Annotated in this window: 13 protein-coding genes and 2 pseudogenes; 5 read left to right on the top strand and 10 right to left on the bottom strand. The window is 57.4% G+C overall.

Features of this window, described 5'->3' with window-relative positions; all coding sequences use genetic code 11:
• Position 1 precedes the first annotated feature (1 nt).
• Positions 2-1,825, top strand: a complete 1,824-nt coding sequence (locus tag P3T43_RS30015) for an AAA family ATPase (protein ID WP_429284630.1) — start codon at positions 2-4, stop codon at positions 1,823-1,825.
• A 768-nt stretch (positions 1,826-2,593) separates the two neighbouring features.
• Here the strand turns inward: P3T43_RS30015 and P3T43_RS30010 are convergent.
• The 6 genes from P3T43_RS30010 to P3T43_RS29985 form a co-directional block, all read right to left on the bottom strand.
• Positions 2,594-3,463 carry a S49 family peptidase gene (locus tag P3T43_RS30010; protein WP_429284629.1) on the bottom strand — a complete coding sequence of 290 codons (870 nt, stop codon included), beginning with the start codon at positions 3,461-3,463 and terminating at the stop codon, positions 2,594-2,596.
• 92 nt (positions 3,464-3,555) lie between these two features.
• A complete protein-coding gene (locus P3T43_RS30005) occupies positions 3,556-4,221 on the bottom strand; it encodes a hypothetical protein (RefSeq protein ID WP_429284628.1) in 666 nt (221 codons plus the stop codon).
• Between the two features lie 154 nt (positions 4,222-4,375).
• Positions 4,376-5,467 (bottom strand): AAA family ATPase, encoded by a 1,092-nt coding sequence (locus tag P3T43_RS30000; protein ID WP_429284627.1) that lies wholly within the window; start codon positions 5,465-5,467, stop codon positions 4,376-4,378.
• Entirely contained in the window at positions 5,464-6,087 is a 624-nt protein-coding gene (locus P3T43_RS29995) for a DUF7146 domain-containing protein (protein ID WP_429284626.1), read from the bottom strand. Before P3T43_RS29995 ends, P3T43_RS30000 begins: the two co-directional genes overlap by 4 nt.
• A gap of 206 nt (positions 6,088-6,293) precedes the next feature.
• Positions 6,294-6,623 carry a hypothetical protein gene (locus P3T43_RS29990; protein WP_429284625.1) on the bottom strand — a complete coding sequence of 110 codons (330 nt, stop codon included), beginning with the start codon at positions 6,621-6,623 and terminating at the stop codon, positions 6,294-6,296.
• 2 nt (positions 6,624-6,625) lie between these two features.
• On the bottom strand, positions 6,626-6,847 hold the full coding sequence (locus P3T43_RS29985; RefSeq protein ID WP_429284624.1) for a DNA-binding protein: 222 nt from the start codon (positions 6,845-6,847) through the stop codon (positions 6,626-6,628).
• A gap of 1,878 nt (positions 6,848-8,725) precedes the next feature.
• Here P3T43_RS29985 and P3T43_RS29980 point away from each other — a divergent pair.
• Entirely contained in the window at positions 8,726-8,935 is a 210-nt protein-coding gene (locus P3T43_RS29980) for a helix-turn-helix transcriptional regulator (RefSeq protein WP_429284623.1), read from the top strand.
• A gap of 48 nt (positions 8,936-8,983) precedes the next feature.
• On the opposite strand, the gene P3T43_RS29975 is transcribed toward P3T43_RS29980, so the two are convergent.
• The 3 genes and pseudogenes from P3T43_RS29975 to P3T43_RS29965 all read right to left on the bottom strand — a co-directional run.
• Positions 8,984-10,396 carry a tyrosine-type recombinase/integrase gene (locus P3T43_RS29975; RefSeq protein WP_429284622.1) on the bottom strand — a complete coding sequence of 471 codons (1,413 nt, stop codon included), beginning with the start codon at positions 10,394-10,396 and terminating at the stop codon, positions 8,984-8,986.
• 332 nt (positions 10,397-10,728) lie between these two features.
• The gene (locus P3T43_RS29970) at positions 10,729-11,064 is read right to left on the bottom strand and encodes a tyrosine-type recombinase/integrase (protein ID WP_429284683.1); all 336 of its coding nucleotides are present in this window, start codon (positions 11,062-11,064) and stop codon (positions 10,729-10,731) included.
• A gap of 12 nt (positions 11,065-11,076) precedes the next feature.
• Positions 11,077-11,418: pseudogene (locus tag P3T43_RS29965) on the bottom strand (aldehyde dehydrogenase family protein); the annotation flags it as partial.
• Between the two features lie 1,516 nt (positions 11,419-12,934).
• Here P3T43_RS29965 and P3T43_RS29960 point away from each other — a divergent pair.
• From P3T43_RS29960 to panB, 3 genes and pseudogenes are all read left to right on the top strand, one after another.
• Positions 12,935-13,378: a hypothetical protein gene (locus P3T43_RS29960; protein WP_429284621.1), complete on the top strand. Its 444-nt coding sequence runs from the start codon at positions 12,935-12,937 to the stop codon at positions 13,376-13,378.
• A gap of 154 nt (positions 13,379-13,532) precedes the next feature.
• Positions 13,533-17,300 (top strand): annotated as a pseudogene (putA, locus tag P3T43_RS29955) (trifunctional transcriptional regulator/proline dehydrogenase/L-glutamate gamma-semialdehyde dehydrogenase); the annotation flags it as partial.
• Positions 17,301-17,384: 84 nt separating this feature from the next.
• Entirely contained in the window at positions 17,385-18,200 is an 816-nt protein-coding gene (gene panB / locus P3T43_RS29950; RefSeq protein WP_429284620.1) for a 3-methyl-2-oxobutanoate hydroxymethyltransferase, read from the top strand.
• A gap of 27 nt (positions 18,201-18,227) precedes the next feature.
• Here the strand turns inward: panB and P3T43_RS29945 are convergent, their stop codons facing one another.
• Positions 18,228-19,139 (bottom strand): LysR family transcriptional regulator, encoded by a 912-nt coding sequence (locus P3T43_RS29945; protein ID WP_429284682.1) that lies wholly within the window; start codon positions 19,137-19,139, stop codon positions 18,228-18,230.
• Positions 19,140-19,299: the final 160 nt, after the last annotated feature.

Genomic DNA, 19,299 nt, shown 5'->3' with positions numbered 1-19,299 from the left:
GATGTTGATGCAGAAGGTACGCGTAAGGAACTATAAGTGCTTCGTGGATACGGGGGAAATTTCCCTCGCACCGCGTTTTAACATTTTTACGGGGCGCAATGATGCGGGCAAGAGTGCGCTGATTGAAGCGATTGGCCTTCGACAAGGTCACCTCCCGCATCGTAGCCTAACCACGGTGCCTATCCCCACGACGGTCCCGTCGCCGGAATCGGAAGTGACATCGACCTATGAACTAAGTGAGGCCGAAGTTAATACACTATTCGCCAAATTGCCACAATTCAATATAGGGTGCCCTGCCGGTGGGGGCAAACAAGGTATCCAGGTCGTGCAGGCAGCATTGACTCAGACTAATACGCTCGTTGTAACTTGGAAGAACGGTAAAACTGAAGGGCAACTGTCGGGCCTCCAACCTTTGCCACCGATAGCTGCGGGCAGATTTGCCACTATTGCCAACGTCGCATGTCCGCACGGCGTGGCACTGCAATTGTCCGGTGAATTCGGTGGAACGGCCCAAGGACCAGAGGTGGCCTTGGCAATTGCGCTTCGCGACCAATCGTATGCCTTTCGGGCAGAGCGGCTTAACGTCGGGGCTTGCAAGGTCGGCCATACGCCAGTGCTTCAGCCGAATGCCAGTAACCTCGCTGCCGTACTGAACGTCTTCAGTTCGTCCAATCGGCATCGATATGAGCGCTTTATGTCACATGTGAGGACGATTTTTCCACACATCACTGACATCACAGCGGTTCCGGTCGCAGGCGATCGAATCGAGGTGAACGTATGGACCATTCCTCCCGACTCCGAGCGCTCCGACCTTGCCGTTCCGTTACAGGAGAGCGGGACGGGCATTGGTCAGGTGCTCGCCATTCTGTATGTGGTCATCAACTCAGATCCTTCTCTGATACTTATCGATGAGCCGCAGAGCTTCCTTCATCCCGGTGCCATCCGCAAACTACTTGAAATACTTGGGGGTTACACTCAGCATCAGTATGTCATCACCACTCATTCGTCTTCGCTCATAAGCATGACCGAGATGGATCGGTTGTTCTTGGTGCGCAGGGAGCCTGAGAATAGTGCCAGTAGTGTCGTCGCGATTGACTACAACTCGCAGAACGATCTTCGCATGGCACTCGCCGATGTTGGGGTGCGTCTCAACGACGTGTACGGCGCTGACTCGATCCTTTGGGTTGAGGGAAAAACCGAGGAAGTCTGCTTCCCTGAGCTACTGCAGCGTGTAGCAAAAATACCTTTACAGGGCGTCCAGATACTAGGCCTCGTAAGTACCGACGAACTCAGCAGCAAACATACGACCCGTGTCTTCGATATATACGAACGGCTGTCGGGCACCGAGTCGCTGCTTCCTCCTTCTGTTGCTTTCATCCTGGACCGCGAGCAGCGCAGCCAGAAGGCGGTTGACGACATTGATAGGAGAAGCAATGGACGGGTTATATGGTTGCCGCTTCGCATGTACGAAAACTACCTGCTTGACGCGAATAACATTGCAACAGTGATCAACCAAGAAGACCCGACACGCGCGGCTCCGCTTTCAGGTGAAGCAGTTGTCGCGTGGCTCCAACGGCACGCTGCAGATAAGAGATACTTCAGCCCGTCTGATCCTGTGCCGTATCCTGGCGACGACTGGTTGAAACTCGTTCACGGCGCACAAGTTCTGCATGACCTGTTTTCAGACATCACGGAAGCCCGAGTCGAGTACGACAAGGTCAAGCACGGCGTCATGCTCACCCAACTGCTTGCCGGCTCTCCAACGCAACCTATCAGGGGGCTAAGTACGATGCTCGGCGAACTCGTTGCAAATGCAAATTCCTAATAGGTCGTCATCCTGGGCCGTTTCTCAGGGGACCACCGTTTCCTAACAGTCAACGGAATGAGGATCGGGGAGCGGTGCGCAACCGGTTGTGTTTCTGTCCGCAGGAAAATATCGACGTCTGCTTCATCGAGAGCCGCCGCTGTCGAATTGGCGCGACGAATGCGGTGAAGGGTTGCTTTCGGAAGTTCGTCACGCAAACGATGAACTCACTTTAAACGCGCCCCTGCGGAATTTCGCTGCAGTAGTAACCGTACGAATGCACACGGTCTGCGGGGCGAACGCCGTGGCGAATTTCCAGCGAATCATCGATGAGACGATCCGTTGGCTCCGCCTATCATCGCTCAAGTTTACTCAGAAAATCACCGTCGTCAGGCAAGTTGTCCAACTTGTCCATCGATAGATGTTCGCCAAATTGGACAACGTCGTTATTTCGACGAGGTTGCCGCACACGACCGTTAACGTCGGCGACATTGGTTATGTCCGCACATTTTGATTTCTTCGCTTTTCGGGTGCGTAATTTCGCGGCGGTAAAAATTGTGTTTCGCCCACGGTCGCGCGCACCGCGAGGCCAGCGATTACACACCCCCTAGGGGGTAGCTACAGCATCGCACGCGGTCGCTGGCGGGCTTGGCGTCGTCTTGCCGATGCGTTGGCATGTCTGCGAACGTCAACCGCTCAAACCGCCTCCGAGCCCGTCATTCACGAATTCTGTATTGGCGTCGTGCCGATTTCGAGGCGGCATACTCATTGCCTTCACGTATCGCGCGATCAACAGCGCGGCTTCCCGAGCGATGCGTTGCGGGGTTTGATACGCCGCGACAACTTGTCCTTGACCTCATCGAAAGTGGCCACTCCGTCGACCATGTTTTCACCCTGTGCCCGCTCGGCATCCAGCAACCGCCCTTGTCCCATGCCATGGAGCACGCAACTGATATCGACCCCTCGGTGCTTCGCTACATCGCGCGTGAATGCGCGGTGGTGCGCATCAACGCGTGATTGAATGTGCATCTTCGCCGCGTTTCCGAGTGGTGCCGACGCACTCTGCTCGGTTTTGTATCGTCCTGCGGAAATCAACGTTGTACGCACGCCAGCCTTGTCGAGCGCCTTCGAACAATCCTCATGAATACACTGCACACCGATAGAGCCAACCTCACCGCTCGGCGTAATGTAAAACTGACTCGCAGCACTCCCTATCCAATACGCGGCGCTTGCCGCGAGACTGTTCGCAATAGCTAAGATGGGCTTGCAACGGCGTGCCTGATATACCTGGTCGGCAAATTCGGCAACGCCGTTCACGGAACCGCCTGGGGAGTCGATATCAATCAAAATGCCACCGACTGAATCATCGACAAGTGCCGCATGAAACGCCCGCACGAACTGCTGAAGGCCCAATACGCCGAACACGGCGTCGTAAGCACCCGCGCGTTGCATCACAATGCCGCAGAACGACAACACAGCTATTGCACCGTTTCGCGTCATATCCCGACGGCTAAGTTGTGCGTCGGCGGTGTGGCGTGGTATCTGCGAGTATGCGGTACCGTCAAATTCCATTTGATGCGCAAGCTCGGGAAGGCCACGCAGCCGGGGAGGAAAGATGGCCCACGGGCCAGACAGTCCATCCGGGAATAAACGTTGCATGATTTCACCTTTGCAAATGCAGAAACTTCAAGGTACGGCCATCCAAGAGCAACTTCGAACGGCCGCAGCGGCGAACGCAATGCGCGTCGTACTTATTTCTTCTTGGCGCGCTCCTTACATTGCTGGTGCAGCACCCAGTGCTTGTCATCTTTCAGGTGTGGACGCGTTAACGATATGCAGTCCTCAACGATAGCGACGCACTGAATACGTTGTTCATCGAATGAAGCATCGGATTGATACATCATGGCCTTGATCTTCGCCTGCCCGTCCTTGCACTTTTGGCGCAGTGCCGCAACCTCTTCGACATTGCTTACGTCGATATTGTGAAAATTCCAACCGACACGCTTGCGTTGCGTCCCGAACCAAACGGTGCCACCAAGAAAATCGATTGGTTCTTGCAACGCATCGAAAGCCTCCTGCATAAACTTCGGCGCGATCCGTTCGATCTGAGCGTCGATATGCGCGGTGCCGTAGTTGCTCCGCGTACCATATGCGCGTTGCAGGGCGTAATTCTCCGCGCGACGAGCGATTGCACATTTCTGCTCGGCCAATTCGCGAGCTTGGCGCGTTAAAGCTACGTCGCGATCAAGTGGCGGCATAACTTCATCACCCTCCTTGATCAAGCGCGCCCGCTCGACAATAAGCTCCTGGCGTTTTTCAGCTTGTTGCATCTCGACGCGCGCCTCTAGCTCCGCGCGCATGCCGGACTTTTCGACCAAATCAATCAGTTTGGCGCTATGTTCTTGCATGTTGTTCATGGTGTTCTCCAAAAAAAGGTGCCTCGTTTCAAAGGTGCTGCTCTTGAGCGCATCACTGGCCGTTCATCAATCAAAGAACGGGCCACATGTACTGCGTGGGTAAGTTGCCCAACTAGTCCAACTATAAGACGTTGGGCAAGTTGGACAAGTTCGCTTACTTCGGCATGGTCCAATACCACTTACCGCCTTCGCCACGTTTCTTCTTCACACCCAACTTGTCTGCTGCACGGCGCGCTGTACGCCAGGAAATCCCCGCGTCTTTCGCCTCGACTTCGATCGATTTGACCGGCACCACATCACCACCCAGTACCTGCTTCAGGAAGTCAGTGGCGCCATCAAGCGCGCTCGATGGCTCATCGTCCGACTCGTTTGGATCGCTCAACAGTTCGCGCGCCGCACCTTCAACCGGAGGGCCCCACGCGACGGATGATGCCAGGATGCCAGGCAACGGCTCGGATTGCTCAAGGTGATATTCGAAGCCGCCATTATCGGGGCCAATGTTGGATTTCGCGCGCGCCAAGATACGGCGATCTTCGCCTTCATCACCCTTCACCTTCGCAGCAACCATTACCACGCGGGCCACGGCGGTGAACGCAATGGAGCCAACCACACGTTGCGATGGGTCGCCACCTTGACCACCCTTGCTGAAATGAGTAATGCCGAGCAACGCGGCTTCACTCGAATCGGCCAAATCAACCAGTGGTTGCAATGAGCGACGAGTCTCAGTGTTTTTGTGACTGTCGCCCGCAACTGCAGCGACGATTGGGTCAACGATTATCAGGCGAACATTACCGATACGCGCCACATGCTCCTGAAGCGCCAGCATCTCGCGGCTTGGGTCAAACGATAGAACCTCGCCGTTCACACGCGAACCGGTCACGAAAAACACTCGGCTCGCATCAGCACCTGCGGCCAGCAAGCGAGGCAACAAGGTATCGCCGGGGTCATCCTCGCCCGACCATATGAGCACATTACCCGGCGCGCAGCGAGAACCATCGGCCCAGCGACCGCCACTCGTAACTGTCGCCGCGAAATTGATGGCTATTGTGGTCTTGCCCTGCCCCGGCGCACCGGCCAAAAGATGCAGCTTGCCCAACGCGAGCCAGTTGGGCCACAGCCAACGCACCGGTTCCGGCGTCAACTCTGAACCGCTTACGATCACGACGCCGTCGCGCAACGGTTCAAGCTTGCGCATAGGCTCCGCTGCGGCAACGATGCCCTGCATAAGAGTTGCGTGATAGTTCATGCGGCCTCCGCGATTGAATCGTTGAGGTCGTTTTCCGCCTGACGCGTCACAAACACCTTTGTGCCTGCATCGACCCAGCGGATTGCACAAGCCTTTGCGGCTGCGCCCCCTGAGGGATCGTTGTCCGCGCCAATCATCAGGGTCTCGATGCCCTGCAAATGCGGGAACTCCGCGAGATTACCCGCATCAATGAGCGCCCATACCGGCGCGAAGCCGTGCGCGAGCGACAGTGCCGTTTCGATGCCTTCGGCGATACCAAGACCGCTCGTAACCGCGTCATCCGGCCACAAACGGATTACGCCACCTTGCTTACGATGACCTCCCAAGAGCAGACGCGGATTGTCAAGATCGGCCTTGCGGCCATCAGCGCGAACCCACGTACGATGGAGACTAATGGGTTGGCCGGTCAGGGCGTCGGTGACTAAGGCTACGAGGGCCGGACCGTTATAGCCGCTGCAATGACGAAGAAAATCGTGGCAACGAAGGTCCGCATCGCGCGGCGGTACGCGACAGTGACGAGCCTCAAGATACGCGAGCGGGATACCACCGAGCGGCTTGGCGGCATCCCATATGGCGCGCGCATAGGGTGCCAACGTCGTGTGCTTCGAGGTCACCGGCACGCCCTTGATCCGCGGTTGCGTCAACGTCACGAGGCGCGTGCTTTGCTCAGGGCGATAACTTTCCACAAAACCGCAGCGGAAGCAATGAGCGATGCCCTTACCGTCGGCGTCAATGGTAAGGCTAAGCGGCTTTTTGCGGCGGCCGTGACCACAATGCGGGCAGAAAAGACGATGCTGGCCCGGTTCATAGTGATTCCACGAAATCATTACGCGCTCTCCTTGCTCACACGGCGAGCGATCTTGCGGCGGTCGGCGGCCGTAAGGAAATAGACGCCGCGATAAACACACAAGCCGTCGAAGTCGAGCGAGCAAAGGCGCGCGCACGGAATTTCAAAGCCTTTGCGGCGTAGCGAGGCAACCTGTGAGGGCGAGTTAGGGCAACCAGCGATGCGGTCCATCTCTTCGCGCGGGCGAGGGCGTGTCATCAACGCATGAAGGATGCGCAACTGACGAGGACTTTTTATTTCGGTAAACTTGCTATGTGTCTTCGCGCTCAATTCGGCGGCTTTGCTGGGTTGGGCGTTTTTCTTTTTCATGGCTAGCCCTTGTTCGTCAGTGCTTTCAGGTCAGTCACGCGCCACGCCAGACGGCCATTAATGCGGAGCGGGCGCAGAGGACCACTCTCCAACGCCGCCCAACGTCTCAAAGTCTGGGGCTTGCGGTTGATGGCGGCGGCAGCATCCGCGGTCGACAGAGTTGCTTCGATGCCGTGCATAGCGAGCGTCGCGCCGATATTCACGTTAGATTCATTTAGTTTCATTTTTTAGATTTACTCCCTTGTATTTCACTATTGACGACGCCTAGCCCGGCGCCAAAGTTGATCGAGCGCCGGGCATCATCGCTTACCTTCCTGCGTCTTCTGATCCGTTGAAGACAGCGCCTATCTTCACGCTTGTTCCGCTTTTTTCCAAGTACTCGTTATTTCATATTAATACGTATGCCTAATTATATTGGGCGATGTCAAAACTCCAAGAACAACAGCTTTATCAATGGCTTACGCGTGAGACCGTTATGTCGAAGCAACGTTTTCGCCCTTTCATTTTCGATATTGCTCTCAGCACATACTCGCGTGCGTTCATATACGTGTGACACGCAGAAACTGGCTGTAACACGTCATTCACTACCAGTAACTGGTGGTTTCTAAACGGGCAAAAGCGGCGAATATGGAGAAGATCGAAAGCGGCGCGAAGTGCCCTTAAACTATTTTCCTTGACACACAGCCCATACCGTGAATAGACGGGAAAGCCCGGTCGAACGGCTCGCCACCCACTCGATGACGTCTCGCCCGCTCATTTTGATAAGTGGTGATTCCTGCGTGCCTCGTATCCATGCCTTCATCTTGTCGCCCTACCGTGACGATTGAGCGAACGGTAGCGCCTTCGTTGGCGCTAGGCGGGCGCATGAGGACACCCTGTTTTGTAGCTTCGGGAGCGATGAGTCTTCGGGTCGCGGTTGCATCCGGCGCGTAGGATGCCGACTCCGCCTCGCGCAAGGAACAAGGTGGCCGATTTGTCCAATCGAAAATGATGGACAACTTGGCCAACATAAACCCGTTGCTAACGCTGTTACATCACATACGATCCGGCAAGGAACGCATCGAGGCTCGGCAAGCGTCGCAATGCGCTTGCCGAAGCTTCCCGCTTCGATTGGACAATGCTCGGCAATGCGCATGAATGTTCCGTCGTGAAAATCGGCGTGAGCGTATCAAGTGCGCGGTTTCGATCAATACAAGCTGTATCCTGCAACGCGTTCGCGATACGACGATAGAACGTATGCGAACGCCCGAACGTATCCGCGAACTGGCGCAACGTGATAGACGTCGTCTTGCGGCTTGCGAAGTGACGCACAACGATGAAATCGAGGGGGGCCGCGCCGTCCTCAGTTTCGGCATGAGGTCCGGGTAAAACGTGTGCGGCCAATTCCCTGGCCGGATATGATGTAAGGGTATGTGAGAGCGTGTAAACATAAGTGAAATCTCGAAGCCTAAACGGCTGTGAGCTTTTTCACAGGAGGCCGCCCGCCCATCGCTTCGATAGTTTCCACGACCTGAATTTAGTTTTCCTCGCCGATATCGAAGTAATAAATTTCGCGCGCCCTCTGTTTTTTTCGGCGCGCTCTGGTTATATTTCCCTTACCCCGATCTTACGTGCGCATCCTTAGAACTCAAACAAGCGCCCATCCCGCACTTTGTAACCATGCGTTTCCTGTTGCGTTAGCATTCGTAGCTGTGCTGTTTTTCTAACGCGAAATGTCGATCATCGTTTGAGCCACACCGGCGTCTTAGTCCGCGCGTTCCCGTCGGTACGACGGTTATTTCCGCGTGCCGTCGGTCGTCGGTTCGCATACGCTCGGATTTCCTAGCGAGCGCTTGGGCACGTTTTATTGATTTGTCGCTATCCGCCTTGTCGCGGTGGGGGTAACGCACGTCTATATACACTTAGGGTAACTTTGTGAGAATACGCCTGGGCTTAAAGTGGTCGAAAACGCAGCTATGGGATTCGGCAACGCTCAGGCAATGGATAGCGGCGGGTGATTCGGGCCTACGCGACGCGACTGGCGCGGAGGCGTGGGACGTAAGCGCCGCCGCCAGTTGCCACAAGCGGATGGCGCATAAAGCGGCAAAAGGGAGAGTGTAAAAATGAAAGACATTGAAAACCGTACACCGAATGCACTCCTACGGCGTGCGCAGGTCGAGAAAGATACCGGCTTATCTATCCGCACGATTTATCGCCGAATCGCGGATAGGACGTTTCCCGCGCCCGTCCAAATCGGCCCTAAATCGGTTGGTTGGCGGGTCTGCGATATTGACGCTTGGTTAGTTGACCCCGCCGCATACAAAGCGGCATAGGGACAAAGAAGGCGGCCCACGGGCCACTTTCTTTGTGGGTCTGCCTTCTTACGCCTTTCGCAATGCGTGAACGTTCGATCGCGTGAGGTTCGTTAGCTTTTTGCCAAGCGCATCCCATGCTGCCGCCATTTCGATCTGATAGTCGTAACGCTGATAGACGCGGCGCAACTTCGCTTGCGAGCCGGAAAGGCGCTTACCTTCGGTATCGCGTTTCTCACGGTGGTTAAGGCAGCGATCAATGACGGCGGGGTTAACGCCCAATTCTTCGAGCATGGTCGAGCCGGTGCGGCGCAAATCATGCGGGGTCCAACCGCCGCCCGATAGCATGAGCGAGTCCCGCGCCTTCGCGCGCTTCACCAGTGGTTCGCGGCCCGACTTCGAGCATTGACGGTCACCTATTTGCTTCGTAATGCTTTTAACGTCCGCATGTTGCGTCGGGTTTTTCGGAGACGGAAAGAGCCAGGGCGATTCGTAAGCGGGGAGGGCGAGCAATGCGCGGAACGCGTCGCAAGCGAAGTGCGAAAGGTAAATAGTGATAGCGTCGCCGTTTTTCGAATGTTCGGCGGGAATTTCCCATGTGCGCGCTTCGAGGTCGATATCGGCGCGGCGGGCGCGCGAAATCTCACCCACGCGACACATGGTCGCGAGCATTACCCAAATAGCGTAAGAGGTCCGTTTCTGCAACGGCTGTTCGGCGCGGCGCTTGTCGCTGGCCACGTCATAGGCCGCTTGAATCCCCGCGATTTTGTCGTGTAGCTCGATCACTTCGCCATCAGTAAGCGCTCGCGTACCTTCGCCTTCCTGATAATTCGCGCCGACAATGGTCTCATCTTTGATCGTCGCGGCGGGGTTGACTTCGATAACCCGCCGCCACGGCAACCGCTTTTCGCCCCATGCGAATAGCTGCCCGATTAGGTCGCGCATAGAAAGGGCCATGCGCGGCGCGGCGCGCGATTCGATTTCGCGCAGGATGCGCAAAATGTCGCGCTCTACGACTGTGCGCACGGCCTTGGAGCCGATAGCGGGCAACACGTCCTTTTCGAAGCGGCGGCGAACTTCCGCCGCGCCCGATTCGCTGCGGTTTACCCCATTTGTCATCCATTCTTCAAACATCGCGCGAACGTCAACCGCCGCTGCGTCGGCGTGCTCTGCCTTCTCTTTCGCCTCGCGCTGGTCTGCCTCGCGTTCGGCTCGAAAGTCGATTCCTTTCTTTGCCTTCTCGCGGATAGTGCGGGCCACCCCGCGCGCCTTTTCGAGAGACAACCCGCCGTTGTTATCAGGGTCATAGATCGCGAGCGGCGCGCCTTCTTGCTTACCGCCGCCCTTGAGCGTGAAGCGGACAAACCAACGTTTAGAACCGTCCGCACTAACCCGAAGGCAAAGGCCGTCGCCGTCGCTGAATTCCTGCCGCGCCCCCGTTGCCTTGATCGCCTTGATTTGCGAAACTGCGAGTTTCCCCATGCCTGCTGCCCCAGCCTTGTGTTTAAGTTACAAAGGTTCGCCGCGTACCTTTACCGAAAGGGTACTAGTAGGGTACTAAAACGTCCGCGCTTTGTTGTTTTTTTGTGTCATCGCGTGGCACTTCAAAATGCCAATAAACCCCTATGAAACATGGGTTTTTTGCATCTTATGGCATGATGCGGCACTAGTAAAGACATTTATGGGGTGCAGGTGGTCGGAGGTTCAAATCCTCTCGCCCCGACCAATTGAAACCCGCTTGGCATAAGGCTTGGCGGGTTTTTTGGTGCCTATTTTTTATGCAAAGCAGAGCGAATATTAGAAATTTCTAATATTCAGGCCGCGTCAACGTGCGGAAGATGCAGTACAACGGTCGACAGCGGCACCTCTCTCGACTTGATATATCCTTGCGTCGTCGATCGGTCAGTGTGGGCGCCGGCTACCTGCAGCGCGTCCAGATCGTAGCCCGCGCGCTTCGCATCTGTCATCGCTTTTGCCCGGATGTCCTTGATCGTGTAGGGCTTGTCTGAGAGGCCGGCGCGGGCCATCGCCCCTTCCCACGCATCGCGGCATGCCTGATCCGTTTTGGGATTTCCTCGCCTGTCCCTGATCACATACTTCTGGCCAAACGTCGGCGAAAGAAGCTTCGCACGACTAAGTACTGCATTGATCTCGGGTGTCAGTGGCCAGTCGGCTTCCGTGAAGAGCTTCGCAAACTCGATAGTGGACGCAGAAGTGAACTCGGATGGCTTGATCACGACCGTGCAACCCGCGGCCAACGCGGGTGCAATCTTCCATGTAGCGAGCAACAGGGGCGAATTCCACGGCGTAATGGCGGCGACGACACCCAGCGGCTCGTTGCGGGTGTAGTTGAAGTAGCCTTTCTTGTCGAGCGGAATCACGGCGCCCTGAATCTTGTCCGCGAGGCCGCCAAAATAGTAATACCACTGCGGCAAATACTGGCACTGACCAAGCATTTCGGCCATCAGCTTGCCGTTGTCACGAACTTCCAGCTCGGCAATCTGCGCATTAATTTCATTCGTTATCCCGTTGATGAGTTACTGACATTGATGCCACGCGCGTAACAGACAGTCGGGGCATGGCGAAGTCAGTGTCGACCTCGATCATTCAAACGCAAGTCGTGCGAATGCGAAGTTCAGCAAGCTCTCGATCGGACTGTGCCCGGAAGGTGCGCGCCCTGTGCAATCTTCTGGACGCGTTGCTTACCGATCTGCAATAGCAGAGCTGCGGATACTCGTACTCGAGGTCAGCGTCATCGCGATGCGGCTATAAGGGATCGTCGCCGTAGCGGATCTGAGGTTGGAAGTCGGCGACGACGAAGAAAAGTGTGCATGAGTTGCTTCTCAGACGGAGGCGAACCCCAGACTGAAAATTTCGGCGCGACACGTGTCGATGCCCCTTCGTTTTCGAACAAGCAGACGTTGTCAGTGCAAGTCAGAGAAGAGCGTTGGGCTTACCGCAGTTGGCGGCGTCTAGGGACGCCGTTAACTGTACATGCTTGCACTTCGGGATTGGCACCGGTCCGGAGACGATAGCCGCATTATTTATCGCCTGAGGAGAAGATTCGTCGTGATACTAGCCCATGGCATCGCATCGGCACGTCCTAAATCAAGGCGGTGATTTCGAACCGGTCGGGAGAAAGAAGCCGCGAGTGCATCTTGGGGGGCCGTCTTTGGATGTCCAACGGTCATGCGCTATGGACATTTTCTTGCGCCGCAGGTGGATTCGCTTCTTAGCAAAAAGCGCGGTAAAGGTCCGACAATCTCTGTCTGGGGTGGCAAGTAGTTGGACTTGTCGAGATAATAATACTTATCCTAATAGCTTGGTTATATGGCATTTCCCCTGAAAATTTGACTGCCGCCGCTCACACAACTAAAGTAGGTTCTAAATTTCAACTAAAGTTGGTTCTACACGCTCTCAGGCCCGCGAAACAGCGGGCGAGCGTCAGGTAGTCTCGTTTCTCGACGTTGAAAGGCCACTCGCCGCAGCGTTTATAGCCCCGTTCGCGCCGTTCGGAAGGAAACCAGCGAATATGGCAAGACGCCTCCGACGCGTCGTGTCATCGCAAGCCTCCGAGCTAGTTGACCATTAAGGAACGACATTAGTTGAAATCGTCCAGAGAGCAACTACTTTAGTTGACGGTGTCGGGACCATAGGGCACAACTTTAGTTGTGCAAGCGTTCGCCGCTCACGCAACCATAATTGGCTCGCCGCGGCGCTGCTCGGATCAAGAATCGCGCCTCGCGCCGACTATCTGGCCGCGGATTTCGACCCAACCACCAGCTAGGAGCTACCACCGGGGTTTTGCATCGCGCAGCAGCTTCGCTGCGGTTCGCGCATTCCTGCTGCGGCATATCGCGCGGGTTACCGTCGATATGGGTAGTACGGCGGCCGTCGCGAAGCGCATGACGCCGCTTGGTGCCCCTCCGCAAATCGCATGAAGGAGAGTTTCATGGCACGGGAAAACAACGCACGGAATGCTGCGGCTGATTTCAAGATCCGCGCTTCCTGTCGGGCGGGATGCCTCTGGACGTGCAGCGACCGGCGCGTGACGTCGCCGAACTGTTTGCATCTGACGTCAAAGGCACTCTGCCCGGGCTAGCGCCCGAACTGGCGACTCGCAGGAATCGCGAACTCGGGCGCGACGTTCTTGAGCGACGTCTGGCAACGATGCTGGCGCTGGACAAAGCCCAAGATCCGGCAAACCGTTCGTCCACATTGCCCGTGGCCAATCTGAAACCCTCGGATGTGATTGAACAGCGCAAGGTCACTGTACGCGGCCATTTTCTGGCATGGTGCGTCGCCCGCTTTCGAAACGCGCATATGAAAAATCAATATGCCGGAATCGGAAACTTATATTTGAACCAGGGTTTCTTTGTCTCTACGATCTCATCATCCAGTCGTGACGCAGGCGTGACGCTGTGCCGGATTCCAGGCACGGCCTCTTGCCGTCCATCCGCCTGAGACTCGGGATGGGAGCACACGCACCGCGCGTCCTCCCAGTTTGGTTTGATGAGGCCTTGCTTTGGCAATGCCGTTCTTGGTGAGTATAAGAATGCAAACGGATGAGACAATCGTCGGCGCTGCTCCGATGGGTTCTGAAAAGGTAGTGAAGTCCCTCCCTGGAGAAATGCCAGAGGTCACACCGTCCGGATGGGAACGCTTTTCTGACGCTTCGATTGACTCGCTCGAAGACGCTCCATTCGTTGCATTTGCAACCAGTATTGGTAGGCAGGCGGTTCTACGCGACAGGATAACGGCTGCGTATCGACAGCCCGAAACGGCCTGTGTTCCGCCTCTTGTCGAACAGGCAAAGCTGCCCGATCGCATCGCCGTGGACGTGCAAATGATGGCCGCACGTCTCGTTGAGGCTTTGCGTGGCAAGCAGACTGGCGGCGGCGTCGAAGGACTTATCCGGGAATTTTCGCTTTCCAGCCAGGAGGGCGTTGCGCTGATGTGCCTCGCCGAGGCGCTCCTGCGTATCCCCGATCGTGATACCCGCGATCTTCTCATCCGCGATAAGGTCAGTCGCGGTGACTGGCGTTCCCATCTGGGCAGCGGCCCGTCGCTTTTCGTCAATGCGGCGACATGGGGTTTGGTGATTACCGGTAAGCTGGTTGCGACCAGCAGCGAAAAGGGACTGTCGTCGGCTATTACACGCATGATCGCGAGGGGCGGCGAGCCCCTCATCCGCAAGGGCGCGGACATGGCGATGCGCCTGATGGGTGAGCAGTTCGTCACCGGTCAAACGATTGACGAAGCGCTGCGCAACGGCAGGAGCCGCGAAGCACGCGGGTTCCGCTACTCGTACGACATGCTGGGTGAAGCGGCGACCACCGAAGCCGACGCGCAGCGCTACTACGCGTCGTACGAACAGGCAATTCACGCGATCGGCAAAGCCGCCGGCGGTCGTGGCATTTACGAAGGCCCGGGCATCTCGATCAAGCTGTCCGCGCTGCACGCACGCTACTCGCGTGCGCAGCAGGAACGCACGATGGATGAACTGCTGCCGCGCGTGCGGTCGCTGGCGATCCTTGCGCGCCGGTATGACATTGGCCTGAATATCGACGCGGAAGAAGCGGACCGTCTGGAGATCTCGCTGGATCTGCTCGAAGCGCTGTGCTTCGATCCCGAGCTGGCCGGCTGGAACGGCATCGGCTTTGTGGTGCAGGCGTATCAGAAGCGTTGCCCGTTCGTGATCGACTACATCGTCGACCTGGCGCGCCGCAGCCGTCATCGCATCATGGTTCGCCTGGTGAAGGGCGCCTACTGGGATACGGAAATCAAACGTGCACAGGTGGATGGCCTCGAAGGTTATCCGGTCTACACGCGCAAGATCTATACGGACGTGTCGTACCTCGCGTGCGCGAAGAAGCTGCTGGGCGCGCCGGATGCCGTGTATCCGCAGTTCGCCACGCACAACGCACACACGCTCTCTGCGATCTACCATCTCGCGGGCCAGAACTACTACCCGGGTCAGTATGAGTTCCAGTGCCTGCATGGCATGGGCGAACCACTGTACGAAGAGGTCACCGGTCGCGACAAGCTGAACCGTCCGTGCCGTGTGTATGCGCCGGTCGGCACGCACGAAACGCTGCTGGCGTATCTGGTGCGTCGTCTGCTGGAGAACGGCGCGAACAGCTCGTTCGTGAATTGCATCGCGGATGAAAGCGTGGCGATCAAGGATCTGGTCGCCGACCCGGTTGAAGAAGCGTCGAAGGTCTCGCCGCTTGGCGCGCCGCACGCGAAGATTCCGTTGCCGCGCAATCTGTATGGCGCAGAGCGGCTCAATTCGATCGGGCTGGATCTGTCGAACGAGCATCAGTTGGCGTCGCTGTCGTTCGCATTGCTTGAGAGCGCGCATCATGCGTGGCACGCTGCGCCGATGCTTGGTAAGACCGAAGTCGTTGAAACAGAAGGCGCAAAGGCGCGTGACGTGCGCAACCCGGCGGATCACCGTGACCTCGTCGGCACGGTTGTCGAAGCGACTTCGGAACACGTGAGCGCCGCGCTCGCGCATGCCGTTGCCGCCGCGCCGATCTGGCAGGCGACGCCGGTCGAAGCCCGCGCCGATTGCCTCGCCCGCGCTGCCGATCTGATCGAAGCGCAGATGCATACGCTGATGGGTCTCGTCGTGCGCGAAGCCGGCAAGTCGCTGCCGAACGCGGTGGCGGAAATCCGTGAAGCGATCGATTTCCTGCGCTATTACTCGGCTCAGATTCGCACTGAATTCTCGAACGACACGCACCGTCCCCTGGGTCCGGTCGTATGTATCAGCCCATGGAATTTCCCGTTGGCGATTTTCATGGGCCAGGTCGCTGCCGCGCTCGCTGCGGGTAACACCGTGCTCGCGAAGCCTGCCGAGCAAACGCCGCTGATCGCCGCACAGGCTGTGCGCATTCTGCGCGAAGCCGGCGTGCCGGCAGGCGCAGTGCAACTCCTCCCGGGCGATGGCGAAACCGTGGGCGCGGCGATGGTGGCCGATACCCGCACGCGTGCCGTGATGTTCACCGGCTCGACCGAAGTGGCTCGTCTGATCAACAAGACGCTGTCTGGCCGTCTGGATGCGGACGGCAAACCGATTCCGCTGATCGCCGAGACGGGCGGCCAGAACGCGATGATCGTCGATTCATCGGCGCTCGCCGAACAGGTCGTAACGGACGTGCTGAACTCGGCATTTGACTCTGCCGGTCAACGATGCTCCGCGTTGCGCGTTCTTTGTTTACAGGACGACGTGGCGGATCGCACGCTCGAGATGCTGACGGGCGCGATGCGCGAGCTCGCGGTGGGCAATCCGGATCGTCTGTCGATCGACGTTGGTCCGGTGATCGACGTGGATGCGAAGCGCGGTATCGATGCGCACGTCGCAGGAATGCGTGACAAGGGCCGCAAGGTCGAGCAGTTGCCGATGCCCGAAGGCTGCGCACAGGGTACCTTCGTGCCGCCGACGCTGATCGAACTCGACAGCATCGAGGAGCTGAAGCGCGAAGTGTTTGGTCCGGTGCTGCATGTGGTGCGTTACCGCCGCAACGCGCTGGACAAGCTGCTCGAACAGATCCGCGCGACCGGCTACGGTCTGACGCTCGGCATCCACACGCGGATCGACGAAACGATCGCGCATGTGATTGGCCGCGCGCACGTAGGCAACATCTACGTGAACCGGAACGTGGTGGGCGCCGTGGTTGGCGTGCAGCCGTTCGGTGGCGAAGGGTTGTCGGGTACAGGGCCGAAGGCAGGTGGCGCATTGTATTTGCAGCGTCTCCTGGCTAAACGCCCAGCCGGGCTGCCGAAATCGCTGCTTAAGCACGCCGAGGCAACCGCAAACGCGTCCGCAGAGCCGAATTCGTTGCTGAAGCAGTTCTCCAACTCTCTGCTGGCTAGCGGGGTCACGGATATTGCACAACGTATCCGCGCCTACCCGGAAATCGGAAACGGGAATGTTTGCGTGGCACTCCGGGGACCAACCGGTGAGCACAACGCCTATAGCCTGATGCCACGCGGTACGGTCCTTTGCATGCCGGAAACCTTGAACGGTGCGCGCGTGCAGTTCGCAGCGGCTTTGGCAACCGGCAACCGCGCGCGCTTCGTGGGATCGGTCGGCGAACGGTTCGTATTGGAACTGCCGCCCGAATTGCGCAGTGAGGCGACAGTCGCATCCGACCTCGATGGTGACGCCGTATTGTTCGAAGGAGCGCGGGACGTATTGTTGAGCCTGCTTGGCAGCCTTGCGGGCCGCAAAGGACCGATCGTCTCAGTGCAAACGTTGACAGCCTCTGCTCTCGCTGCGGGAGAAGACTATGTGCTGGAGCGGCTCGTCACAGAGCGCAGCGTGAGTACCAATACGACGGCGGCAGGCGGTAACGCACAGCTCATGACGACGGTTTAGGCACGGCCAATCCCGTCTCACCTTTCTTCATTCTCCGACCTTGCCACGATCCTTTAGCGAGGTCGAAGAGCCTGATTCAAGCCAATGAACGAGTCTTCGGCAACACCTCGAAAAAAGACGACAGTTTCAACGTTGAAACTGATGCACGAAAACGGTGAAAAAATCGCAGCGCTGACCTGCTACGACGCCTCATTCGCCGCTCTGATGGATGCGGCGGGCGTTGACGTCCTGTTGATAGGGGATTCACTCGGAAACGTTGTGCAGGGCCACCGCACGACGCTACCAGTGACTTTGGCCGATATCGAATATCACACCGCCTGCGTGGTTCGAGGTGCCACCCACGCTTTGCTCGTTGCCGATCTTCCGTTTGGTCATCTTGGCAGCGTGCAGCAGGCATTCGACGCAGCAGCCAGGCTGATGCGCGCAGGCGCGGAGATGATAAAGATCGAAGGGGGTGTGTGGACTTCGGAAGTCGTGGCCGCACTAACCGAAAGGTCCATTCCGGTGTGCGGACACATTGGTTTGACGCCGCAATCGGTTCATGCGTTGGGTGGTTTCAAGGTGCAGGGGAAATCCGCCGAGGCCGCGCAACAGCTGGAACGCGATGCGTTGGCATTCGAAAACGCCGGAGCGGCGGCGGTCGTCATCGAGGCGGTGCCTGCCGAGCTTGGCGCCGCCATTACCGCGCAACTGAACATTCCGACTATCGGCATTGGTGCGGGGCCAGCCTGTTCCGGACAGGTGCTCGTCATGCACGACATGCTCGGCATTTCTCAGGGACGCCGTCCCCGATTTGTGCAGGATTTCACCGGTGCAGGCTTGACGGTAAAGGCCGCGATAGAGGACTACGTGAAGGCAGTGAAGCAGCAAACGTTTCCACAGGAGCAGCACACGTTCTGATCATGCCGTGAGGAAAGACCCGCCGCCTTAACGGGTGTTCTTCTTCCACGACCTGAAAAGATCCAGCAGCGCTTTGGACGGAGAGGACATCGCGCCTTTGCGTTGCCAGACCGCTCCCACATCCATGGTTGGGATCGCAATGCTCAGGTCCCGGCGGTTGATCCGGCTGCCTTCAAGCGACCACGGTCGATAGACGAGGTCGGAGAGGATTGTGACGCCTTGGCCGAGTGCGACGAGGCTTCTGACCGCTTCAATGGATTTACTTTGCAAGCGGATATTCGGTTTGACGCCGTGCTTGCTCCAGTATTTGTTGACCGTGGTGACATGCTCGTCCATGTCGAGTAACAGGTAATTTTCGAGCGCGACGTCTTCAAGCGTGACGCGCTGCGCTTCCTGGAGAGGATGGTCAGGATGGGTCCACAGTCTTCTTGGCGAGCGAAGGATCGTTTCGTACTTGAGATCGCTCACCTCTGCGCTGTTCGATACAAGCAGAAGCGCAATGTCGAGCGTGCCGGCGACGAGGCGCAGCTCGATGACCTCGCGCGTGTCTTCGACGACGTCAATGGTCAGGTTTCCAAATCGTTGCGCAACCGTAGCCAGCAGCGATGGCATCAGATAGGCCGATATCGTTTCGGTCATGCCAAGCCGGACGTGGCCAGAGATATGTTCAGGTTCTTCCTGTGCCGACACGATGGCGCGATCGACCGAAAGCGATGCGCTCTGCACATGACGGAGAAATCGCTCTCCGGCGGCTGTGAGGCGAACACCGCGCGCATGACGCTCGAGCAACGGAACGCCGACGGCGTCTTCCAGATTTTTCAGCGAGATCGTCATTGACGATTGCGAAACGGCGCACAGGTTGGCTGACCGTGAAATCTGACCGGTGTCGGCGACCGAAATGAAGTACTCAATTTGCCGCAAGGTGATGTGGCTGCTCACAACGCGAGTCCTATGTTCAGAAGATTTCCGGGGGCCGCGGTGGAAGGCAATGTGCATCTGCGAGCGGGTCGCGGTATTGAAGAATTATATATCGCAGGATCTGAAATATGTATTTGGCAACGCATTTTCAGCTACTTAGCATCGAAGCATGACAGTAAAA

The sequence above is a fragment of the Paraburkholderia sp. GAS41 genome, assembly GCF_050436545.1.
Classification (GTDB): Bacteria; Pseudomonadota; Gammaproteobacteria; order Burkholderiales; family Burkholderiaceae; genus Paraburkholderia.
Note: the sequence above shows the minus strand (reverse complement) of the source record. Positions and strands in the feature narration are given on the sequence as shown.